We start from the raw sequence: 19,305 nt of genomic DNA, 5'->3' as shown, positions 1-19,305 counted from the left end.
GCCGCGGCTAGGCTAAGAGGGTGACGGACACCCAGAGGAAGCCGGCCCTCGTGCGCGAGCTGAGCGAGTCGGAGCTCCTCGAGCGCATCTTCCCCCGGCTCGACGTCCTCGGCGCGGCCCTCCTCGGGCCGGGCGACGACGCCGCCGTCGTCGCCGCCCCGGACGGGCGCGTCGTCGTCAGCACCGACACGCAGACGCAGGATGCCGACTTCCGGCTCGAGTGGCCGAGCGGCTACCGCAGCACGGGTGCCGACGTCGGCTGGAAGGCCGCGGCGCAGAACCTCTCCGACATCAACGCGATGGGCGCCGTCGCGACCGCCATGGTCGTGAGCCTCACGCTCCCGGGCGAGACCGCGGCCGAGTGGGTCGAGGACTTCGCCGACGGGCTCGTCGAGGCCATCCGCGCCCTCGGCGCCGAGCAGTGCACCGTGGCGGGCGGCGACCTCGGGCGGGGCCGTGAGCTGTCCGTGACCGTGACTGTCCTCGGGAGCCTCGAGGGCCGAGCCCCGCTCCTGCGCTCTGGCGCCCGCGCGGGCGACGTGCTCGCCGTCGCCGGCCGCCTCGGCGCCGCCGCGGCCGGCCTGGCCCTGCTCGAGCACGGCCCGTCCCACGCGACGCTCCCGCCGGCCCTGGCGGAGGCCGTGCGCCGGCAGACCCGGCCGGTCCCGCCCCTCGCCGCCGGGCCCGCCGCGGCCCGCGCGGGCGCCCACGCCCTCATGGACCTCTCCGACGGGCTCCTCAAGGACGGCCAGCGCCTCGCGGCGGCCAGCGGTGTCGGCCTCGACTTCGACGCCGAGGCCCTCGCCGCCCACGCCGCGCTCCTGGCCGGGCCGGCGGCCGCGGTCGGGGCGGACCCGCTCGGCTGGGTGCTGGGCGGCGGGGAGGACCACGGACTCCTCGGCGCGTTCCCCGCCTCCGTTCAGCTCCCCGAGGGCTTCGCTGCGATAGGCTCGGTCGTGCCCTCGGCCGGCGGGCCGGGCGGGGTGGCCATTGGCGGGCGCCCCGTGCAACCGAGCGGATGGGATCACTTTGCACGCTAAGATCGCCTCGAATGCCGCGGCCATGCGGCGCTGGCTCGCCGACGCCGAGACCGTCCTGGCCAACCACAGCGACCGCCTGAACGCGATCAACATCTTCCCCGTCGCGGACGGGGACACGGGCACCAACCTCTACCACACGGTCCGGGCCGCCGCCTCGGCCGCAGCGGACACTCCGGGCACGGACGTGGGCGAGGTCCTCGCCGCCGCCGGCCAGGCCGCGATGGAGGAAGCCTGGGGCAACTCCGGGACCCTCCTGGCCGTGTTCCTCGACGCCGTCGCCGCGACCCTCAAGGGGCAGACCCGCCTGAGCGGCCCACTCCTCGCCGCCGCGCTCCACCGCGCCCAGATCCGCGCGTGGTCGGCCCTGAGCGAGCCGGTCGCCGGGACGATGCTCTCGGTGCTCGAGGCCGCGGCCGACGGCGCCGCGTCGGCCCGCACCGCCCACTCTGGCACCGGCGACGGAGGCCCCGACAGCAACCAGGCCCTCGCGGCCGCGCTCGACGGCGCGGTCCAGGCCGCCGTCGGCGCCGTCGTGGACACCGAGTCCCAGCTCGGCGTCCTCACGAGCGCCCGCGTCGTGGACGCCGGCGGCGTCGGCCTGCTGCTCGTCCTCGCCGCCCTGCGCTCGGCGGTCCTTGGCGAGGGGCTCTCCGACGACGTGCTCGACGGCCTCCACGGCTACCGGGTGGACGATCCGCACATCCACGCGGACCAGCCGCACGCCGTCGGCGTCGAGCTCATGTGCACCGTGACCCTGAGCCCGCTCCATGCGGCGGGGCTGCGCCAGCGCCTCGACGAGATCGGCGACTCCGTCATCATGAGCCCCGTCGGGGCGTTCGACGACGGGGCCGGAGTGTGCCGCTGGCGCGTCCACGTGCACGTCGCCGACCCGGACGCCGCGCTGGCACTCATCCGCTCGCTCGCCGAGCCCGAGAAGATCTCCTTCACCGAGCTGCACGCCGAGCCGCCGGCCGGTGAGCACGCCGCCGAGGGCGGAACCGTTGGCCGCTGAGCGGGACCGGCCCCTCTCGCGGCTGCTCGGGGCCTCGTCCGCGAAGAAGATCAGGGACAGCCTCGGGCTCGAGACCGCCGGGGAGCTGCTGGACTACTTCCCGCGTCGGTACGTCCAGCGCGGCGAGCTCACCCCCATCGCGCTCCTGCCGCTCGACGAGGACGTGACGCTCATCGCGCGCGTCGTCAGGGCCGCGACCCGGCGCATGGCCACGCGGAAGGGCTCCATCACCGAGGTCGTCGTCTCGGACGGGTTCGGCGACCACGGCCCGGACGCCATCAGCCTCACGTTCTTCAACGCGTTCCAGGCCTCGAAGCAGCTCACCGTGGGCACGGTCGCGATGTTCTCGGGCCGGGTCGGCCGGTACAAGGGGAAGCTGCAGCTGACCAACCCCGACTACGTGCTCCTCGATCCCGAGGACTCCGCCGAGGGGACCCCGGAAGAGCTCGCCGCGCGGCCCATCCCGGTCTACCCCGCGACGGCCAGGCTCACGACCTGGCGGATCGAGAAGGCCGTCAAGACCCTCCTGCGCCAGATGGACCTCGGCCCGCTGCCGGACCCGCTCCCCGCGGAGCTCCGGCAGAGGTACCGGCTGCCCGGGCTCGCCGACGCCTACCGGATGATCCACGAGCCTGCGACGCAGGAGGCGTGGATGCTCGCCCGCCGCCGCTTCCAGTACGAGGAGGCCCTCGTCCTCCAGACGGCCCTCGCGCGCCGACGGATCCAGCACGCCCAGCTGCCGTCGCGGCCGAGCCCGGCCCGCCGCGGCGGGCTGCTCGACGCGTTCGACGCCCAGCTCCCGTTCGAGCTCACCGCGGGCCAGCGGGAGGTGGGGGAGGAGCTCGCCGCCGAGCTCGCGGCCCCGCACCCCATGAACCGGCTCCTGCAGGGCGAGGTCGGCTCGGGCAAGACGGTCGTCGCCCTCCGCGCGATGCTGCAGGTCGTCGACGACGGCGGCCAGGCCGCACTGCTTGCCCCCACCGAGGTGCTCGCGGGGCAGCACTACGAGTCGATCCGGCGCACGCTCGGCCCCCTCGCGCGCGAGGGGCTGCTCGGGGCCGATCTCGAGGCGGCCGGTGTCGAGGTCGTCCTGCTCACGGGCTCGCAGTCAGCGGGCGAGCGCAAGCGCGCGCTCCTCGCGGCCGCGAGCGGGCAGGCGGGCATCGTCGTCGGGACCCACGCCCTGCTCTCGGAGGCGGTCCAGTTCGCGGACCTGGGCCTCGTCGTCGTCGACGAGCAGCACCGTTTCGGCGTCGAGCAGCGCGACGCCCTGCGCGCCAAGAGCCTCGCGACGCCGCACCTGCTCGTCATGACCGCCACCCCGATCCCGCGCACCGTCGCGATGACCGTCTTCGGGGACCTCGAGACCTCCGTCCTGCGGGAGCTCCCGGCGGGCCGGGCGCCGATCGCGACCCACGTCGTCGGCCTCGCCGAGAACCCCTCGTGGGAGCGCCGGATCTGGGCCCGGGCACGCGAGGAGGTCGACGCCGGGCGGCAGGTCTACGTCGTGTGCCCGCAGATCGGGGAGTCGAGCGGGGAAGAGGGCGACCTCGCGGCCCTCGACGCCGCCACGTGGGGAGGCACGGCCCTGGCCGACGGCGCGCCGGCGCCGCCGCCGGCCGCCTCGGTCGCCGGGACCATGGAGCAGCTCGAGGGGGAGCCCGCCCTCGAGGGCGTCCGGCTCGGCATGCTGCACGGCCGCATGGACAGCGCGGACAAGTCGGCGTCCATGGAGGCCTTCGCCGCCGGGCGCACCGACGTCCTCGTCGCGACGACCGTCGTCGAGGTCGGGGTGGATGTGCCCAACGCGACGCTCATGGTCATCCTCGACGCCGACCGCTTCGGGATCGCGCAGCTGCACCAGCTGCGCGGCCGCGTCGGGCGCGGCGGCCACGCGGGCACGTGCCTGCTCGTGACCGCCCTCGAGCCGGGACACCCGAGCCGGGCGCGGCTCGACGCCGTGGCGGCGAGCACCGACGGCTTCGTCCTGGCCCAGAAGGACCTCGAGCAGCGCCGCGAGGGGGACATCCTCGGGGCGACCCAGTCCGGGCGGCGATCGACCCTGCGCCTCCTGCGCGTCCTGCGGGACGCCGACGTCATCGAGCAGGCCCGCGGCGACGCCCTCGGGCTCGTGGCCGAGGACCCGGCTCTCGAGCGGCAGCCGGCCCTGAGGTCCGCCATCGACGAGTACCTCGGGCCTGAGAAGGAGGTGTTCCTCGAACGTGGATGAGGCACGCACGCAGGCACCCGCGCACGGGGGCGCCGCACGCCGGGGGACTCCGTGAGCCGGATCATCGCGGGAATCGCCGGGGGCACGACGCTCGCGTCCGTCCCGGGCTCGGCCACGCGGCCCACGACCGACCGGGTCAAGGAGGCCCTCTTCTCCCGGCTCGACGCCCTCGGCATGCTCACCCGCTCCCGGGTCCTCGACCTCTTCGCGGGCTCGGGCGCGCTCGGCGTCGAGGCCGCGAGCCGGGGCGCCTCGACGGTCGAGCTCGTCGAGGCGGACGCGAAGGCCGTGCGGGTGTGCGAGCGCAACGCCCGGCTCGCGAACGACGCCCTCGGCCGGCGCGCGGTGACCGTCCACCGATCCAAGGTCGCGGGCTTCCTCGAGCACACCCTGCCCGGGAGGCACTGGGACCTCGTCTTCATGGACCCGCCCTACCCGCTCGGGGAAGGGCCCCTCTCGGCGGTCCTCGCGGCCCTCCTGCCGCACCTCGCCGAGGACGGGCTCGTCGTCGTCGAGCGCTCGGCCCGCTCGCCCGAGCCAGACTGGCCCGAGGGCCTGGTCCTCTTCGCCGAGAAGAAGTACGGCGAGACGCGGCTGTGGTTCGCCGAGCCGGCGCCAGCACCGTCGGAGCCCCCCGCTACGGTGGAGGCATGATCGACCCCCTCGCCCAGGCGGCCGCCCAGACTGGGTCGGAATCCATCCCCCAGTGGTGGGACATCCTCGCGGCCTTCGCCCCCGTCGGGACGTTCGCCGCGGCCGTCGTCGCCGCGTTCGTGGGCCTGAACACCATCCGCCAGCGCTCGTACTCGGACCGGCGCGCGGAGTTCTGGCGGCGCACAGAATGGGCCCTCGAGGCTTCGGTGTCCCCCGACCCGCAGCTCCAGGCGATGGGCACGATGGTTCTCGCGAGCCTGGCCAAGAGCGACCTCATCGCCAGCGAGGAGGAGCTCAGGCTCCTCGACGCGGTCTGGATCGACCCCATCGCAGAGGCCGCGGAGGCCGGGCTGGACGAGGAGCTCGGCGGCGACGGCGGAGGCGACGGTGGCCCGGGGGACCCGCCGGAGGGCGACGACGGCCCGGGGGACCCGCCAGAGGACGGCGGCCGTGGCTGATGCGTGGACGCCCCCGGCGCCGCCGGGGATACTGGGAGGAGAGCTGCGCGGCGGACGCAGCGGCGCGAAGGGGTCTGATGTGAGCAAGCACGAGGCACGTCCCGGCGCAGGCCGCCACACGTCCGAGCCGCCGACCGAACGGCGGCCGGGGTCCTCCGACCGGCGCGTCCAGATCGCGGCCGCGCGGCTGCGCGTCGTGCTCGACGAACGGCTCAACCGGCCCACCCCCGAATGGGTCAAGCGCCTCGCCGAGCAGAAGCTCGCGAGCTGACCCCTCTCAGCAGGGCCGACTCATTCTGACAGCGGGTCAAGATCGACCCCGCGCACGAGCACGCCCGGGTGCGGTCCCGCCGCCTCGAGCCTCTCTGTCCAGCCCTCGGGCCACGGACCCCTGAGCCCGACGGCGACGATGTTGCCCGGGAACCGCCCCGTGAGCATCTCCGGCTCGGTGAGCACGGCGACCTCGGCGAGGACCGAGCGCATGGCCGCGAGCTGGGAGCGCACGAGGGTCAGCGGCGGCTCGTCCCCGATGTTGACCATGAGCGCGCCGCCCGGCGCCAGCAGCTCCGCGGCCTCGGCATAGAAGCCCCGGTCCTCGAGGTGCGCCGGGGCGTCGGGCCCCGAGAACACGTCGAGGACGACGACGTCGTACGGCCCCCGCGCGGCGACGGCGGGCAGCTCCCACCGCGCGTCGCCGATGACGGTCTCGAGGTCGGTCCCCACCGGCAGGGGCAGGTGCTCGAGCACGAAGTCCGCGAGCTCGCGCTCGAGCTCGACGGCGGTCTGCACCGAACCGGGCCGGGTCGCCTGGATGTACCGGGCCAGGGTCAGGGCACCCGCGCCGAGGTGGAGGGCCCTGACCGGGTCCCCGGCGGGGGCGACGGCGTCGACGACGTTCGCGATGCGGCGCAGGTAGGCGTAGAAGACGCGCTCGGGGTGGTCGAGGTCCACGTGGGACTGCTCGGCCCCGCCGATCGAGAGGATCCACGCGCCCGGGACGAACGCATCGGGCTCGACGGAGGCGTGGGCGCCAATGCCGCGCAGCCACCGGGTGCCGCGGGGCCCGCTCTGGCGCCCCGCTGAATCGTGCCTCACGGCGGCCTGCCTCACAGGGCTTCGGCCAGGCCCGAGAGGCGCCGGGCGGCCTCGTGCAGGAGCGGGGCCTTCTTGCAGAACGCGAAGCGCAGGAGCGAGCGCGTGCGCTCGGCGCCCCCCGGGTGGCAGAAGACGGAGACCGGGATAGCGGCGACCCCGACGAGCTGGGGGAGGCGCCGGGCGAGCGAGAGGGCGTCGTCGATGCCCAGCGGCGATGTGTCCGCCGTGATGAAGTACGTGCCCTCGGGGACGAAGACGTCCAGCCCCGACGCGCGGAGGCCCTCGGCGAGGATGTCCCGCTTGGCCCGCAGCGTCTCCGCGGCCCCCTGATAGAACTCGTCCGGATAGCCGAGGCCGAGTGCCACGGCCTCCTGGAACGGCGTCCCGGAGCTGTAGGTGAGGAACTGCTTGATCGTGCGCACTCGCGTCACGAGCTCCTCGGGCCCGCTGATCCAGCCGACCTTCCAGCCCGTGAAGGAGAAGGTCTTGCCCGCCGAGGAGATCGTCACCGTGCGGTCCCGGGCCCCCGGCAGGGAGGCCACGGGCACGTGGCGGTCCCCGAAGACGAGGTGCTCGTAGACCTCGTCGGTGACGATGAGGGCGTCGTGCCGCGCGGCGAGCTCGACGACGCGCTCGAGGGTCTCGCGGGGGAAGACCGCGCCGGTCGGGTTGTGCGGGTTGTTCAGCAGCACGAGGCGCGTGCGGGGCGTGAAGGCGGCCTCGAGTTCGGCGAGGTCGGGCTGGAACGACGGCGCGTGCAGGGGGACGGTCGTGTGCTCGGCCCCCGCGAGGGCGATCATCGCCCCGTAGGAGTCGTAGAACGGCTCGAAAGTGAGGACCTCGTCCCCGGCGCCGGCGAGGGCGAGGACCGCGGCGGCGATCCCCTCGGTTGCCCCGGTCGAGATGATGACCTCCCGCATCGGGTCCAGCTGGATCCCGTAGAACCGCGCCTGGTGCTCGGCGACGGCCTCGCGCAGGCGGGGGATGCCCTGGCCCGGGGCGTACTGGTTGGCGCCGGAGAGGATCGCGGAGCGGGCGGCCTCCATCATCTCCGCTGGGCCGTCCTCGTCCGGGAACCCCTGGCCGAGGTTGATGGCGCCGTGCCGGACGGCGAGGCCCGTCATCTCCTCGAAGATGGTCACGCCGAGCCGGCCGTCGGCCCCGAGGAGGTTGGCGCCTGCTGCTGTTCGCTGCCACGCTGAAGTCATCCGCCCATGCTATGACCAGTGCGGCCAGTGCGGGCGCGGAGGGTGCCTGGCGTCCCCGCCGGGGCGGGGCCCATGGAGTATGTTGGCGGTATGCGACGTGCGGTGTGCCCCGGTTCCTTCGACCCGATCCACAATGGGCACCTCGAGGTGATCGCACGCGCGGCGAACCTCTTCGACGAGGTCATCGTGGCCGTCTCGACGAACTACACGAAGCAGTACCGGTTCACCCTCGACGAGCGGATCGCGATGGCCCGGCGCACGCTCAGCGCCATCAGCGGGATCATCGTCGAGCCCATGGGGGAGGGGCTGCTCGCGGAGTACTGCCGCCAGCGCGGCGCGACGGCGATCGTCAAGGGGCTGCGCTCGTCGAGCGACTTCGACTACGAGCTGCCGATGGCGATCATGAACCGCCAGCTGACCGGCGTCGAGACGGTGTTCCTGCCTGCCGAGGCCCACTACGTCCACCTGTCCTCGACGCTCGTCAAGGAGGTCCATGACCTCGGCGGCGACGTGTCCGAGTTCGTCCCCCGCTCCGTCCTCACGCGCCTCGCCGAGGGCGTGCCTGGCCGCTGAACCGGCTGCGGGCAGCTAGACTGGTCGGGCACAGCGGGCGCGGCCATCGCGGCCTTTTGGCAGCGCGGCCTGGTTTGGGGCAAGCGGTCCCCACAGGCTAGGATGGTTTGTCGGTCTATGTTCTACAGGAGTTCTCATTAAGCGCGAAGCACGTTCGCCTTTGATGTTCGATGTCAAGGACCTCGGGCGCAGCCCGGGGACTATGCGGACCCTCACGGAGCATGTACCCGCACCGAGCGACCTCGGTGTGGCGCTCATCGGCGTCAGCGAAGGATCCCCCGTGGGTCTGGACCTGAAGCTCGAGTCGGTGCACGAGGGGATCCTGGTCTCGGGGACAGCGCACGTCACAGTGACGGGCGAATGCGGCCGGTGCCTGGATCCCATCGAGTACGGACTCGATGCCGAGGTGCAGGAGCTTTTCTTCTTCGAGGGCCACGCGCCCTCGGACGGAGAAGACGATGAAGAGCAACGTCGAGTCGAGCACGAGTCCATCGATCTTGAGCCGGTGTTGCGGGACGCAGTAGTGACCCTGCTGCCGTTCCAGCCGGTGTGCCGGGAAGACTGCGAGGGCCTGTGCTCCGAATGCGGAGCGCGTCTCGCGGACGAGCCGGGGCACCACCATGAGGTCGTCGACCCCCGGTGGGCTGCCTTGGCAGATTTGGTGAAGCCAGACCGGCACGACGATGAGTAAGTGTTGGCACTAGAAGAGAAATGAGTTAGCCGTGGCTGTTCCCAAGCGGAAGATGTCTCGCTCGAATACCCGCGCCCGCCGCTCCCAGTGGAAGGCCTCCGTTCCCACCCTGGTCAAGACCGTGGAGAACGGCCGCGTGACCTACAGCCTGCCGCACCAGGCCAAGGTCGTGACGGACTCGGCCGGGACCGAGCTGTTCCTCGAGTACAAGGGCCGCAAGGTCGCCGACGTCTGAGCGGCGGTTACCCTCGCGCATGAGCACTCATGACGAGCTTTTGAAGCGTCTCGGCGTCGGTATCGACGCCGAGACGCTTCGTCTTGCCCTGACGCACCGCTCCTACGCCTACGAGAACGGCGGCATCCCGACGAACGAGCGCCTCGAGTTCCTCGGCGACTCGATCCTCGGCTTCTCCGTCACGGAGCTGCTGTACCGCGAGCACCCCGACCTCACCGAGGGCGAGCTCGCCAAGCGCCGCGCCGCCGTCGTGAGCACGCGCGCCCTCGCGGGCATCGCCCGCCGCCTCGGCGTCGGCGAGCACATCTACCTCGGCCAGGGCGAGAAGGTCACGGGCGGCAAGAACAAGTCCTCGATCCTCGCGGACACCATGGAGGCGCTCATCGGCGCCACCTTCATCTCCAACGGCCTCGAGACCGCGCGCCAGCTCGTCGTGGACCTCGTCGGGCCGCTCCTGGCCGACGCGGCCGTCCTCGGCGCGGGCACCGACTGGAAGACGCACATCCAGGAGCTCGCCGCCAACCGCCAGCTCGGCGCCATCCACTATTCGGTCGAGGGCGAGGGCCCCGACCACGCCCGGGTCTACACCGCGACCCTCCTCATCGGCGGCACGCCCTACGGCACCGGCATGGGCAACTCCAAGAAGGAGGCCGAGCAGCAGTCCGCGGCGAACGCGTGGAAGGTCCTCGGCCCCGACGGGCAGGGCCCGTCAGCGTCGGCCTAGCAGATGCCCGAGCTTCCCGAAGTCGAGGTCGTCCGGCGCGGGCTCGCCTCGTGGGTCGTGGGCCGCACGGTCGAGGGCGTCGAGGTCGTCGACCCCCGCTCGGTCCGGCGCCACGCCCTCGGGCCGCAGGACTTCGCGGGCCAGCTCGAGGGGGCGACGGTGCTCGACGCCGTGCGGCGCGGCAAGTTCCTCTGGCTCACGCTCGGCGACTCCGACGGCGGTGGCCCGGACGACGCCGCCGGCACTACGCCCGCAGTGCCGCACACCGCGCTCATGGCCCACCTCGGCATGAGCGGGCAGCTCCTCGTCGAGGACGAGGGCCAGCCCCGCGAGAAGCACCTCAAGGTCCGGCTCGAGCTGAGCGAGGCCCGCCACATGCCGCGGGAGCTCCGCTTCGTGGACCAGCGCATCTTCGGCGGCCTCGCCGTCGTGCCGCTCGTCCCGACGCACGACGGCGGGCCCGGCGGCCGCGGCGAGTCGCCCCTCGCGCTCGTCCCGGCCGAGGCGGCGCACATCGCCCGCGACCCGCTCGACCCGCTCTTCGACGCCCACGCCTTCCACACGAGGCTGCGCGCCCGGCGCACCGGCATCAAGCGCGCCCTCCTGGACCAGCGGCTCGTCTCCGGCATCGGCAACATCTACGCCGACGAGGCCCTGTGGGGCGCCCGCCTGCACTACGCCCGCCCCACGGACACCCTGCGCCGGGCGGAGACGGGCCGGCTCGTGGACTCCGTCCGGGACGTCATGGAGCGCGCCCTCGAGGCCGGCGGGACGAGCTTCGACTCGCTCTACGTCAACGTCAACGGCGCCTCGGGATACTTCTCCCGCTCGCTCGACGCCTATGGCAGGGCCGGGCTGCCGTGCCGCCGGTGCGTCGCCGAGGGCCGCACCGGCGTCATCGTGCGCGAGCCGTTCATGAACCGGTCCTCCTACCGGTGCACGCGCTGCCAGCCGGTGCCGCGCAACGGGCGCTGGTAGCCGCGGCCCCCGCGCGGCCGCCCGCCGTCGTGCCCTGAAACCGGGGGCACACCGGCCAGATGCCCGTCCCGCGGGGTGTCGCGGCGTAAATTGGAGCATCATCGGCCGCCAAGCGAGACAGCAGGACCCTTGCACCTCAAAACCCTGACCATCCGAGGCTTCAAGTCCTTCGCCTCGGCCACGACCTTCGAGTTCGAGCCGGGCGTCACCGCCGTCGTGGGCCCGAACGGCTCGGGCAAGTCCAACGTCGTGGATGCGCTCGCGTGGGTCATGGGGGAGCAGGGCGCCAAGACGCTGCGCGGCGGCAAGATGGAGGACGTCATCTTCGCGGGGACCGCAGGGCGCCCGCCCCTGGGCCGCGCGCAGGTCTCGCTCACGATCGACAACGCGGACGGCGCCCTGCCCATCGAGTACAGCGAGGTCACGATCTCCCGCACGCTGTTCCGCGCGGGCGGCTCGGAGTACGCCATCAACGGGACGCCGTGCCGGCTCCTGGACATCCAGGAGCTCCTGAGCGACTCGGGCCTCGGGCGCGAGATGCACGTGATCGTCGGCCAAGGGCAGCTCGACCGCGTCCTGCACGCGACCCCCGAGGACCGGCGCGGCTTCATCGAGGAGGCCGCGGGGATCCTCAAGCACCGCCGCCGCAAGGAGCGCACGGTGCGCAAGCTCGAGGCCATGCAGGCCAACTTGGCCCGCCTGACGGACCTCACCGGCGAGATCCGCCGGCAGCTGGGCCCGCTCGGCCGCCAGGCCGAGGTGGCCCGCCGCGCCCAGCGCATCCAGGCCGACGTGCGCGACGCCCGCTGCCGCCTGCTCGCCGACGACATCGCGACCCTCGCCGCCGCGCTCGAGAAGGAGGACGCCGACGTCACCGCCCTCGTCCAGCGCCGGGCCGAGGTCGAGCGGCGCCTCGACGCCGGGCGCCGCGAGCAGGCCGAGGCCGAGCGGGCCGCCGCCGCCGCGACCCCCGCTCTCAACGCGGCCCGGGACACGTGGTACCGGCTGGCCCAGGGCCGCGAGCGGCTGCGCGCCCTCGCCTCCCTCGCGCTCGAGCGCCGCCGACTCCTCGGCTCGTCGGACGCCCCGGTTCGGGGCCGCGACCCGGAGGCGCTCGAGCGGCAGGCCGAGGCCCTCCGGCTCGAGCTCGAGGCCGTCTCCGAGACCGTCGAGGTCAGGGCCGAGGCCCTCGCCGCGTCCGAGGAGGCCCGCGCTGCCGCCGAGGCCGAGGCCACGGCTGAGGACCGCCGCCACACCGCCCTCCTCCGCGCCCAGGCCGACCGGCGCGAGGGCCTCGCGCGCCTCGCCGGGCAGGTCGCCGCCGCGCGCGGCCGGGTCGAGGCCGCCGAGGGCGAGATCGGGCGCCTCCAGGCGGCCCTCGGCTCGGCGAGCGAGCGCGAGCGCGCCGCGCAGGAGGAGTACACGGCCCTCGAGACCCAGATCGCCGGCGTCGAGGAGGGCGAGGGTGATCTCGACGCCGAGTACGAGGAGGCGGCGGCCGAGCTCGCGGCCGCCGAGGAGGAGCGCGAGGCCGTCCTCGAGCGCCGCCGGAAGGCGGCCGCGGACCGGCAGGCCGGGCAGGCCCGCCTCGAGGCCCTCTCGGCGGGGCTCAAGGACCGCGACGGGACGGGGGCCGTGCTCTCCTCGGCCGCCGGCGTCCTCGGACCGGTGGCCGACATGGTGCGCGTGGCGCCCGGCGTCGAGGCGGCCGCCGCGGCGGTCCTCGGCCCCCTCGCCGAGGGGATCGCGATGGCCGGCCCCGACGAGGCCGCCGCTGCTCTTGAGGGGCTCAAGCGCGACGGCGCGGGCCAGGCCGCCCTGCTCGTGGGCGGGGAGCCGCCCTCGGCAGCCGGCACGGAGCCGGCCGGCGACGACGACGGCACCCGTCCCGCCCTCCCGCCGGGCGCGCGCTGGCTCGCCGACGCCGTCGACCCCGACCCCCGCGTGGCCGCCGCCGTCGGCCGTCTCACCCGGCATGCCGCCGTCGTGCCCTCGCTCGCCGTGGCCGCCGCGCTCGTCGCCGAGCATCCGCGGCTCGTCGCAGTGACGGCCGACGGCGACCTCGTCACCGCCGCGTCGCTGCGCGGCGGCTCGGCGGGCGCGCCGTCCACGATCCAGCTCCAGGCCGACGTCGAGCGCGCCCAGGCCGCCCTCGACGCCGCCCAGGCGGAGTACGAGCGCTGCGGCTTCGCGCTCGCCTCGGCCACCGAGCACGAGCGGGCCGCCCGGGAACGGGCCGAGGCGGCCCTCGCCGCGCTCAACGACTCGGACGCGCGGTTCGCCGCCGTAGCCGAGAAGCTCGCTGCGCTCAACGCCCAGCTGCGCGGCGCGGCCGCCGAGGAGGAGCGCCTCGCCGCGTCGCTCGCGCAGGCCCGCGCCCAGCTCGAGTCGGAGCAGCTCGCGCTCGAGGCCGCGGCCGAGCGGCTCGAGCTCGCCGAGGAGGCACCCGAGGAGGAGCCCGCCGCCGACGAGCGGGACCGCCTGCATGCCGAGGCGGTCGCGGCCCGCTCCGCCGAGCTCGAGGCGCGGCTCGCGCTGCGCACTGCCCAGGAGCAGGAGCGGACCCTCGAGGCGCGGGCCCAGTCCCTCGAGCGCGCGGCCGCCTCCGAGCGCAGGGCCGCCGAGGAGGCCAGACGCCGGGCCGAACGGCGCGCCCGCCAGGCCGCCCGGGCGCAGGCCGTGGCCCAGGCCGCGCAGGCCGGGCTCGCGGCCTTGGACGCCGCCGTCGAGGAGGCGGCCGCCGAGCGGGACGAGGCCGAGGCCCGGCGCGCGCAGCTCGACGAGCGGCTCTCGGGGCTGCGCCGGGGGAACGACGAGCTCGCGCGAGAGCTCGCCGAGCTCAACGACGCAGCCCACCGCGACGAGCTCGCCCGGGCCCAGCAGAGGCTCCGGCTCGAGGCCCTCCACGAGCGGGCCGTCGACGAGCTCGGGCTCTCCGCCGAGGCCCTCGTGGCCGAGTTCGGCCCGCACCGCCGGGTCCCCGTGCCCGAGGGGCCCGCCGACAAGTGGGCCGCCCTCCGCGTCGAGGTCGACGACGACGGCACGCCCGTCGAGGAGGGCGTGCCGTTCGTCCGCGCCGAGCAGGAGAAGCGCCTCCGGCGGGCCGAGCGGGACCTCGCCGCGCTCGGCAAGGTCAACCCCCTCGCCCTCGAGGAGTTCGCCGCGCTCGAGGAGCGCCACCGCTTCCTGAGCACCCAGCTCGACGACCTCAAGGCGAGCCGCAAGGACCTGCTGAAGATCATCGAGGAGGTCGACGAGCGCGTGCAGCGCGTCTTCGCCGAGGCCTTCGCCGACACGCAGGAGCAGTTCGAGCGGGTCTTCGCGCGGCTGTTCCCCGGCGGCGAGGGCCGCCTCGTGCTCACCGACCCGGCGGACCTGCTGACCACCGGGATCGAGGTCGAGGCCAGGCCCGCGGGCAAGAAGATCAAGCGCCTCTCGCTCCTCTCGGGCGGGGAGCGCTCGCTCACCGCAGTCGCGCTGCTCGTGGCCATCTTCAAGGCCCGCCCCTCGCCCTTCTACGTCATGGACGAGGTCGAGGCGGCGCTCGACGACACCAACCTCGGCCGGCTCATCACGGTGTTCGAGGAGCTGCGCGAGTCGAGCCAGCTCATCGTCATCACGCACCAGAAGCGGACCATGGAGGTCGCGGACGCCCTCTACGGCGTCTCGATGCGCGGCGACGGGGTCTCGACGGTCATCAGCCAGCGGCTCGAGAGGCTCGAGCCCGCGCGGTGAGCTGCGAGCAGTGACCGGCGGCCGGCGGCTCCGGGGGCCTGTGAGAAGCTAGGAGGCGTGACAGACCTCTCCGCCATCCTGCCCGTCATCATCGTCGTCGCGATCGCGGTCCTCGTCGTCGCCGGGGCCGTCCTCGGGCTCGTGCGCGGCCGCCGGAAGAAGATCGAGTACACCGGCCCGCGCGACGCCAACGACCCGGTCATCACCCCCACCCGCCCGAGCGCCGTCGACACCGAGCCTGCCCCGTCCGGCGTCGAGACCCTGCCCGAGCCCGCCGAGCCCGAGGCCGAGGCGCCCGCCCGCGACGTCGTCGACGAGTCGGTCGTCGAGGCCGTCCCGACCGAGACGCCGGCCCCCGTCGCGGGCCGGCTCACGCGCCTGCGCGAGCGGCTCGTCAAGAGCAACAGCATCCTCGGCAAGGGGCTCCTCGCGCTCCTCGCGAGCGACAGGATCGACGAGACCGTCTGGGAGGAAGTCGAGGAGACCCTCCTGCTCGCAGACATCGGCACCGAGCCCAGCATCGCGCTCGTCGACTCGCTCCGCGACCGCGTCAAGGTCATGGGCACCCGCAGCCCCGACGAGGTCCGCGCGATGCTCCGCGAGGAGCTCGTCGCGCTCGTGGACCCCTCGCTCGACCGCTCCCTCAGCGTCGACCGCAAGGCCGGCAAGCCCGCCGTCGTGCTCGTCGTGGGCGTCAACGGCGTCGGCAAGACGACGACGGTCGGCAAGCTCGCGCGCGTCCTCGTTGCCGAGGAGAAGGACGTCCTCCTCGGCGCCGCGGACACGTTCCGCGCCGCCGCCGCCGAGCAGCTCGCCACGTGGGGCGCGCGCGTCGGCGTGCCCACGGTGAAGTCCGACGTCGACGGCGCCGACCCGGCGTCGGTCGCCTTCGAGGCGGTCAAGGCGGGCATCGAGCAGGAGGTCGACGTCGTCATGGTCGACACCGCGGGCCGCCTCCAGAACAAGGTGGGCCTCATGGACGAGCTCGGCAAGGTCAAGCGCGTCATCGAGAAGCAGGCCGAGGTCGACGAGGTCCTCCTCGTCCTCGACGCGACGACCGGCCAGAACGGCCTCAACCAGGCCAAGGTCTTCTCCGAGGTCGTCGACATCACGGGCATCGTCCTGACCAAGCTCGACGGCACCGCCAAGGGCGGGATCGTCGTCGCGATCCAGCGCCAGCTCGGCGTCCCCGTCAAGCTCGTGGGCCTCGGCGAGGGCCCGGACGACCTCGCGCCGTTCGACCCCGAGGCGTTCGTCGACGCGATCCTCGCCTAGCGACGCCGCAGGCTCACGACGGCGCCCGTCCCCGCTCGGGGACGGGCGCCGTTGCGCTGTGGTCACGGAAGGCCCACAGCGGCGCCGCGGCAAGGAGGCACGCGCCCGAGACTGCGAATGCCCAGCCGTAGCCGATGCCGTCCGCGAGCGCCCCGGCGACGAGCGGGCCCAGGATGCTGCCGATGTCCGCGGCCATCTGGAACACTGCGAGCGGGCGCCCGCCGCTGCGCTCCGCCCCGATCGTGTCCGCGACTGTGGCCTGGAGGGACGGGCCGAGGAAGCCCGAGCCGAACCCCGCCGCGACGGAGAGGGCAAAGAACGCCGCCTCGGAGCCGCTCACGCCCAGAAGCGCCGTGGGCACGGCCGTCCCGGCGAGCCCGAGCAGGGCGACGGGGCGGCGTCCCCATCGGTCCGTGAGCCGGCCCGAGAATGTCAGCGACGCCGCGGTCCCGGCTGCGAAGAGGGCCAGCGCGAGGCCCGCCGTGCCCGAGCCGGCCCCGAGGGCCGCCGTCGCGAAGAGCGGCACGAGCGCCATCCGGATGCCGAAGGTCGCCCACCCGTTGGCGAAGTTCGACCCCACGGCGGCCCTGAACGCGCCGCTGTCCAGCGCCTCCGCAAGCCCGAGGGGCGGACGCGCTGCCCCCTTGCCGCGACCCGGCGCTCCCCGCCCGAGAAGGAGGTGCACGACGGCGGCGGCCACGACGAGCGCGGCGGCGTAGACGAGGAACGGCACGCGCAGGCCGAAGCCTGCGAGGAGGCCTCCGAGGACGGGGCCCGCGATGCTCCCGAGCAGGAAGGAGGACGCGTAGAGCCCACTCACGCGCCCGCGCGCGTCGGGCGGCGCGAGCCGGACGATGAGGCCCGCCGCGGAGATCGTGAACATCGTCGAGCCGATCCCGCCGAGGCCGCGCACGGCGAGGAGCGTCCAGTAGTCGGGCGCGAAGGCGCACGCGGCGCTCGAGGCGGCCACGAGCAGCAGGCCGGACGCGTAGACCGGCCGCTCGCCGAGCCGGTCGACGAGCCGCCCGGCGGCGGGGGCGAGGCACAGGCGCGCGAGGGCGAAGGCGCTCACGATCACCGATGCCGCCGTGGCGCCGACGCCGAAGCTCGTGGCCAACTGGGGGAGCACGGGGGCGACGAGGCCGAACCCCACCGCGATGACGAACGCCGCGGCCACCATCACCCAGACGTCACGGGGCACGGACGGACGCGCGGGGAGTCGAGGCATGCCTCCACCCTAGGGCAGCGTCGTCCTCACACCGCGATGCGCCCGGTGTGAGGAAGAGAACCCTCGCGGGACGCGGGCGAAACACGCGCGAAACGAACCCGTAGCGAGCGCTTTACGCGCGGGAGCAACTTGTAACGGGAGCGCAATCTGTGCCGCGACCGGCTGAAACACCGCCGCCGGATGCTTGATGTCAGGTTCAGGGCTGCGGGAGGCCGCCTCCGGCGCCATGAACGCCCCTTCGTCGCCCGCACACTCGAAAGGCTCCACCATGGACACTGGTGACACCGCCTGGGTTCTCATTTCCGCGGCCCTCGTGCTGCTCATGACGCCCGGCCTCGCGTTCTTCTACGGGGGCATGACCCGTGCCAAGAGCGTCCTGAACATGATGATGATGAGCTTCGGGGCCATCGCCCTCGTCGGTGTCCTGTGGGTCACCGTCGGGTACTCGATGTCCTTCGGCACTGACATCGGCGCCGGCCTGCTCGGCAACCCGCTCGAGAAGTTCGGCCTCGAGGGCGTCCTCACCACGGGTGAGGCGGCGCCGCTGGCCGGCACGATCCCAGAGATCGTCTTCGTCGGCTTCCAGGCCGTCTTCGCGATCATCACCGTGGCCCTCATCTCCGGCTCGATCGCCGACCGCGCCAAGTTCGGCTCGTGGATGGTCTTCGCCGGCCTCTTTGCGGTCCTCGTGTACTTCCCGGTCGCGCACTGGGTCTTCGACTTCAACAAGGATGCCGAGGGCAACCCGATCGGCGGCTGGATCGGCCAGGGCCTCGGCGCCATCGACTTCGCCGGCGGCACCGCCGTGCACATCAACGCCGGCGCGGCGGGCCTCGCGCTCGCGCTCATCCTCGGCAAGCGCAGCGGCTTCGGCAAGGACCCGAACCACCGCCCGCACAACCTCCCGTTCGTCATGCTGGGCGCCGGCCTCCTGTGGTTCGGCTGGTTCGGCTTCAACGCCGGCTCCGCCCTCGCGGCGAACTCCGTGGCGGGCTACGCCTGGATCAACACCCTCGTCGCCCCGTGCGCCGCGATCCTCGGCTGGCTCATCGTCGAGAAGCTGCGCGACGGCCACGCCACGTCGCTCGGCGCCGCATCCGGCATCGTCGCGGGCCTCGTGGCCATCACTCCCGCCGCCTCGGCGATCACCCCGCTGTGGTCCATCGTCCTCGGGCTCATCGCCGGCGTCCTGTGCGCCCTCGCCGTCGGCCTCAAGTACCGCTTCGGCTACGACGACTCGCTCGACGTCGTGGGCGTCCACCTCGTCGGCGGCGTCCTCGGCACGCTGTTCATCGGCTTCGCGGCCAACCCGGAGTCCCCGGCGGCCGGGCAGGGCCTCTTCTACGGCGGCGGCCTCGAGCTCCTCGGCAAGCAGGCCATCGGCGCCGGCGCGGTCCTCGCCTACTCGTTCGTGCTCTCGCTCGTGATCGGGTGGCTCATCAGCAAGACGCTCGGGTTCCGCGTCTCCTCGGAGGCGGAGGAGGCGGGTGTCGACATCGCGCTCCACGCCGAGACGGCCTACTCGTCGAGCTCGGCGGGCTCCGGCTTCCACCCGCTCGGCCACCGCGCCGAGGCCGAGGTGCAGGCATTCAACGCGGACGACCTCCTCTCCGAGAAGTCCGCCGGGAAGAAGGTTGAGGCATGAAGCTCATCACGGCGATCGTCCGGCCTGAGAAGCTCGATGCGATCCGTGAGGGCCTCGAGGCCTACGGGGTCCAGGGACTGACCGTCAGCTCGGCATCCGGCTACGGCCGCCAGCGCGGCTACACCGAGGTGTACCGCGGCGCCGAGTACAGCGTGGACCTCATCCCCAAGCTCCGCGTCGAGGTCCTCGCGACTGACGAGCAGGCGGACGACATCCTGGACGTCATCATCACGACGTCGAACACGGGCCGGGCCGGCGACGGCAAGGTCTGGACGATCGATGTCCAGGAGGCGGTCCGCGTCCGCACCGGGGAGCGCGGGGCGGCCGCGATCTAGGGGTCGCGGACACAGCAACCGAAGACAGCGCGTTTCGCACGGACGACGGCGGGTTCCTTTCCCGCCGTCGTCCGTGCGAAACACTGCGTTAACACGCCGGTGACGAGGTCTTAACGCCAGGGGGGATTCCTGTAACACGGGTGCAACCCGGATGGCGGCTGCCTGAAACACGGGGACGGGAGTCTATTC

The 19,305-nt window shown here is 73.7% G+C and carries 18 protein-coding genes; 15 read left to right on the top strand and 3 right to left on the bottom strand.

From position 1 onward, the window contains the following. Positions 1–20: 20 nt before the first annotated feature. From ACUYMY_RS10470 to ACUYMY_RS10445, 6 genes are all read left to right on the top strand, one after another. Positions 21–1,040, top strand: a complete 1,020-nt coding sequence (locus ACUYMY_RS10470) for a thiamine-phosphate kinase (protein WP_481703499.1) — start codon at positions 21–23, stop codon at positions 1,038–1,040. A 22-nt stretch (positions 1,041–1,062) separates the two neighbouring features. After that, positions 1,063–2,052: a DAK2 domain-containing protein gene (locus ACUYMY_RS10465; protein ID WP_481705040.1), complete on the top strand. Its 990-nt coding sequence runs from the start codon at positions 1,063–1,065 to the stop codon at positions 2,050–2,052. Then, complete coding sequence (locus tag ACUYMY_RS10460) at positions 2,042–4,282, top strand: ATP-dependent DNA helicase RecG (protein WP_481703498.1); 2,241 nt, start codon at positions 2,042–2,044, stop codon at positions 4,280–4,282. The genes ACUYMY_RS10465 and ACUYMY_RS10460 overlap by 11 nt, the downstream gene beginning before the upstream one ends. A gap of 51 nt (positions 4,283–4,333) precedes the next feature. Then, a complete protein-coding gene (rsmD, locus tag ACUYMY_RS10455) occupies positions 4,334–4,936 on the top strand; it encodes a 16S rRNA (guanine(966)-N(2))-methyltransferase RsmD (protein WP_481703497.1) in 603 nt (200 codons plus the stop codon). Then, positions 4,933–5,394: a hypothetical protein gene (locus ACUYMY_RS10450; protein WP_481703496.1), complete on the top strand. Its 462-nt coding sequence runs from the start codon at positions 4,933–4,935 to the stop codon at positions 5,392–5,394. Before rsmD ends, ACUYMY_RS10450 begins: the two co-directional genes overlap by 4 nt. Before the next feature lie 79 nt (positions 5,395–5,473). Further along, positions 5,474–5,665: a hypothetical protein gene (locus ACUYMY_RS10445; protein WP_481703495.1), complete on the top strand. Its 192-nt coding sequence runs from the start codon at positions 5,474–5,476 to the stop codon at positions 5,663–5,665. A gap of 20 nt (positions 5,666–5,685) precedes the next feature. Here the strand turns inward: ACUYMY_RS10445 and ACUYMY_RS10440 are convergent, their stop codons facing one another. Further along, the gene (locus tag ACUYMY_RS10440) at positions 5,686–6,489 is read right to left on the bottom strand and encodes a spermidine synthase (protein WP_481703494.1); all 804 of its coding nucleotides are present in this window, start codon (positions 6,487–6,489) and stop codon (positions 5,686–5,688) included. An 11-nt stretch (positions 6,490–6,500) separates the two neighbouring features. Then, a complete protein-coding gene (locus ACUYMY_RS10435) occupies positions 6,501–7,697 on the bottom strand; it encodes an aminotransferase class I/II-fold pyridoxal phosphate-dependent enzyme (RefSeq protein WP_481703493.1) in 1,197 nt (398 codons plus the stop codon). Between the two features lie 90 nt (positions 7,698–7,787). Here ACUYMY_RS10435 and coaD point away from each other — a divergent pair, with 90 nt between their 5' ends. From coaD to ftsY, 7 genes are all read left to right on the top strand, one after another. Continuing rightward, on the top strand, positions 7,788–8,270 hold the full coding sequence (gene coaD, locus ACUYMY_RS10430; protein WP_481703492.1) for a pantetheine-phosphate adenylyltransferase: 483 nt from the start codon (positions 7,788–7,790) through the stop codon (positions 8,268–8,270). Between the two features lie 160 nt (positions 8,271–8,430). Further along, on the top strand, positions 8,431–8,961 hold the full coding sequence (locus ACUYMY_RS10425) for a YceD family protein (RefSeq protein ID WP_481703491.1): 531 nt from the start codon (positions 8,431–8,433) through the stop codon (positions 8,959–8,961). A 31-nt stretch (positions 8,962–8,992) separates the two neighbouring features. Beyond that, entirely contained in the window at positions 8,993–9,196 is a 204-nt protein-coding gene (rpmF, locus tag ACUYMY_RS10420) for a 50S ribosomal protein L32 (RefSeq protein ID WP_066498296.1), read from the top strand. A 19-nt stretch (positions 9,197–9,215) separates the two neighbouring features. Next, on the top strand, positions 9,216–9,920 hold the full coding sequence (gene rnc / locus ACUYMY_RS10415; protein WP_481703490.1) for a ribonuclease III: 705 nt from the start codon (positions 9,216–9,218) through the stop codon (positions 9,918–9,920). A gap of 3 nt (positions 9,921–9,923) precedes the next feature. Next, positions 9,924–10,898: a bifunctional DNA-formamidopyrimidine glycosylase/DNA-(apurinic or apyrimidinic site) lyase gene (gene mutM / locus ACUYMY_RS10410; RefSeq protein WP_481703489.1), complete on the top strand. Its 975-nt coding sequence runs from the start codon at positions 9,924–9,926 to the stop codon at positions 10,896–10,898. 129 nt (positions 10,899–11,027) lie between these two features. Beyond that, positions 11,028–14,633, top strand: coding sequence for a chromosome segregation protein SMC (gene smc / locus ACUYMY_RS10405; RefSeq protein ID WP_481703488.1), 3,606 nt, complete (start codon positions 11,028–11,030; stop codon positions 14,631–14,633). A gap of 57 nt (positions 14,634–14,690) precedes the next feature. Continuing rightward, on the top strand, positions 14,691–15,908 hold the full coding sequence (ftsY, locus tag ACUYMY_RS10400) for a signal recognition particle-docking protein FtsY (RefSeq protein WP_481703487.1): 1,218 nt from the start codon (positions 14,691–14,693) through the stop codon (positions 15,906–15,908). 13 nt (positions 15,909–15,921) lie between these two features. Here ftsY and ACUYMY_RS10395 read toward each other — a convergent pair whose 3' ends face one another. Further along, complete coding sequence (locus ACUYMY_RS10395; RefSeq protein ID WP_481703486.1) at positions 15,922–17,136, bottom strand: MFS transporter; 1,215 nt, start codon at positions 17,134–17,136, stop codon at positions 15,922–15,924. A gap of 268 nt (positions 17,137–17,404) precedes the next feature. Between ACUYMY_RS10395 and ACUYMY_RS10390 the strand changes: the two genes are divergently transcribed. Together ACUYMY_RS10390 and ACUYMY_RS10385 are read left to right on the top strand one after the other, a co-directional pair. Further along, on the top strand, positions 17,405–18,781 hold the full coding sequence (locus ACUYMY_RS10390; protein ID WP_481703485.1) for an ammonium transporter: 1,377 nt from the start codon (positions 17,405–17,407) through the stop codon (positions 18,779–18,781). Then, positions 18,778–19,116 (top strand): P-II family nitrogen regulator, encoded by a 339-nt coding sequence (locus ACUYMY_RS10385; protein ID WP_481703484.1) that lies wholly within the window; start codon positions 18,778–18,780, stop codon positions 19,114–19,116. Before ACUYMY_RS10390 ends, ACUYMY_RS10385 begins: the two co-directional genes overlap by 4 nt. Positions 19,117–19,305: the final 189 nt, after the last annotated feature.

The organism is Sinomonas sp. T428B, from assembly GCF_056780155.1.
The sequence above is the reverse complement of the archived record's forward strand: the minus strand, read 5'-3'. Positions and strand labels throughout refer to the sequence as shown.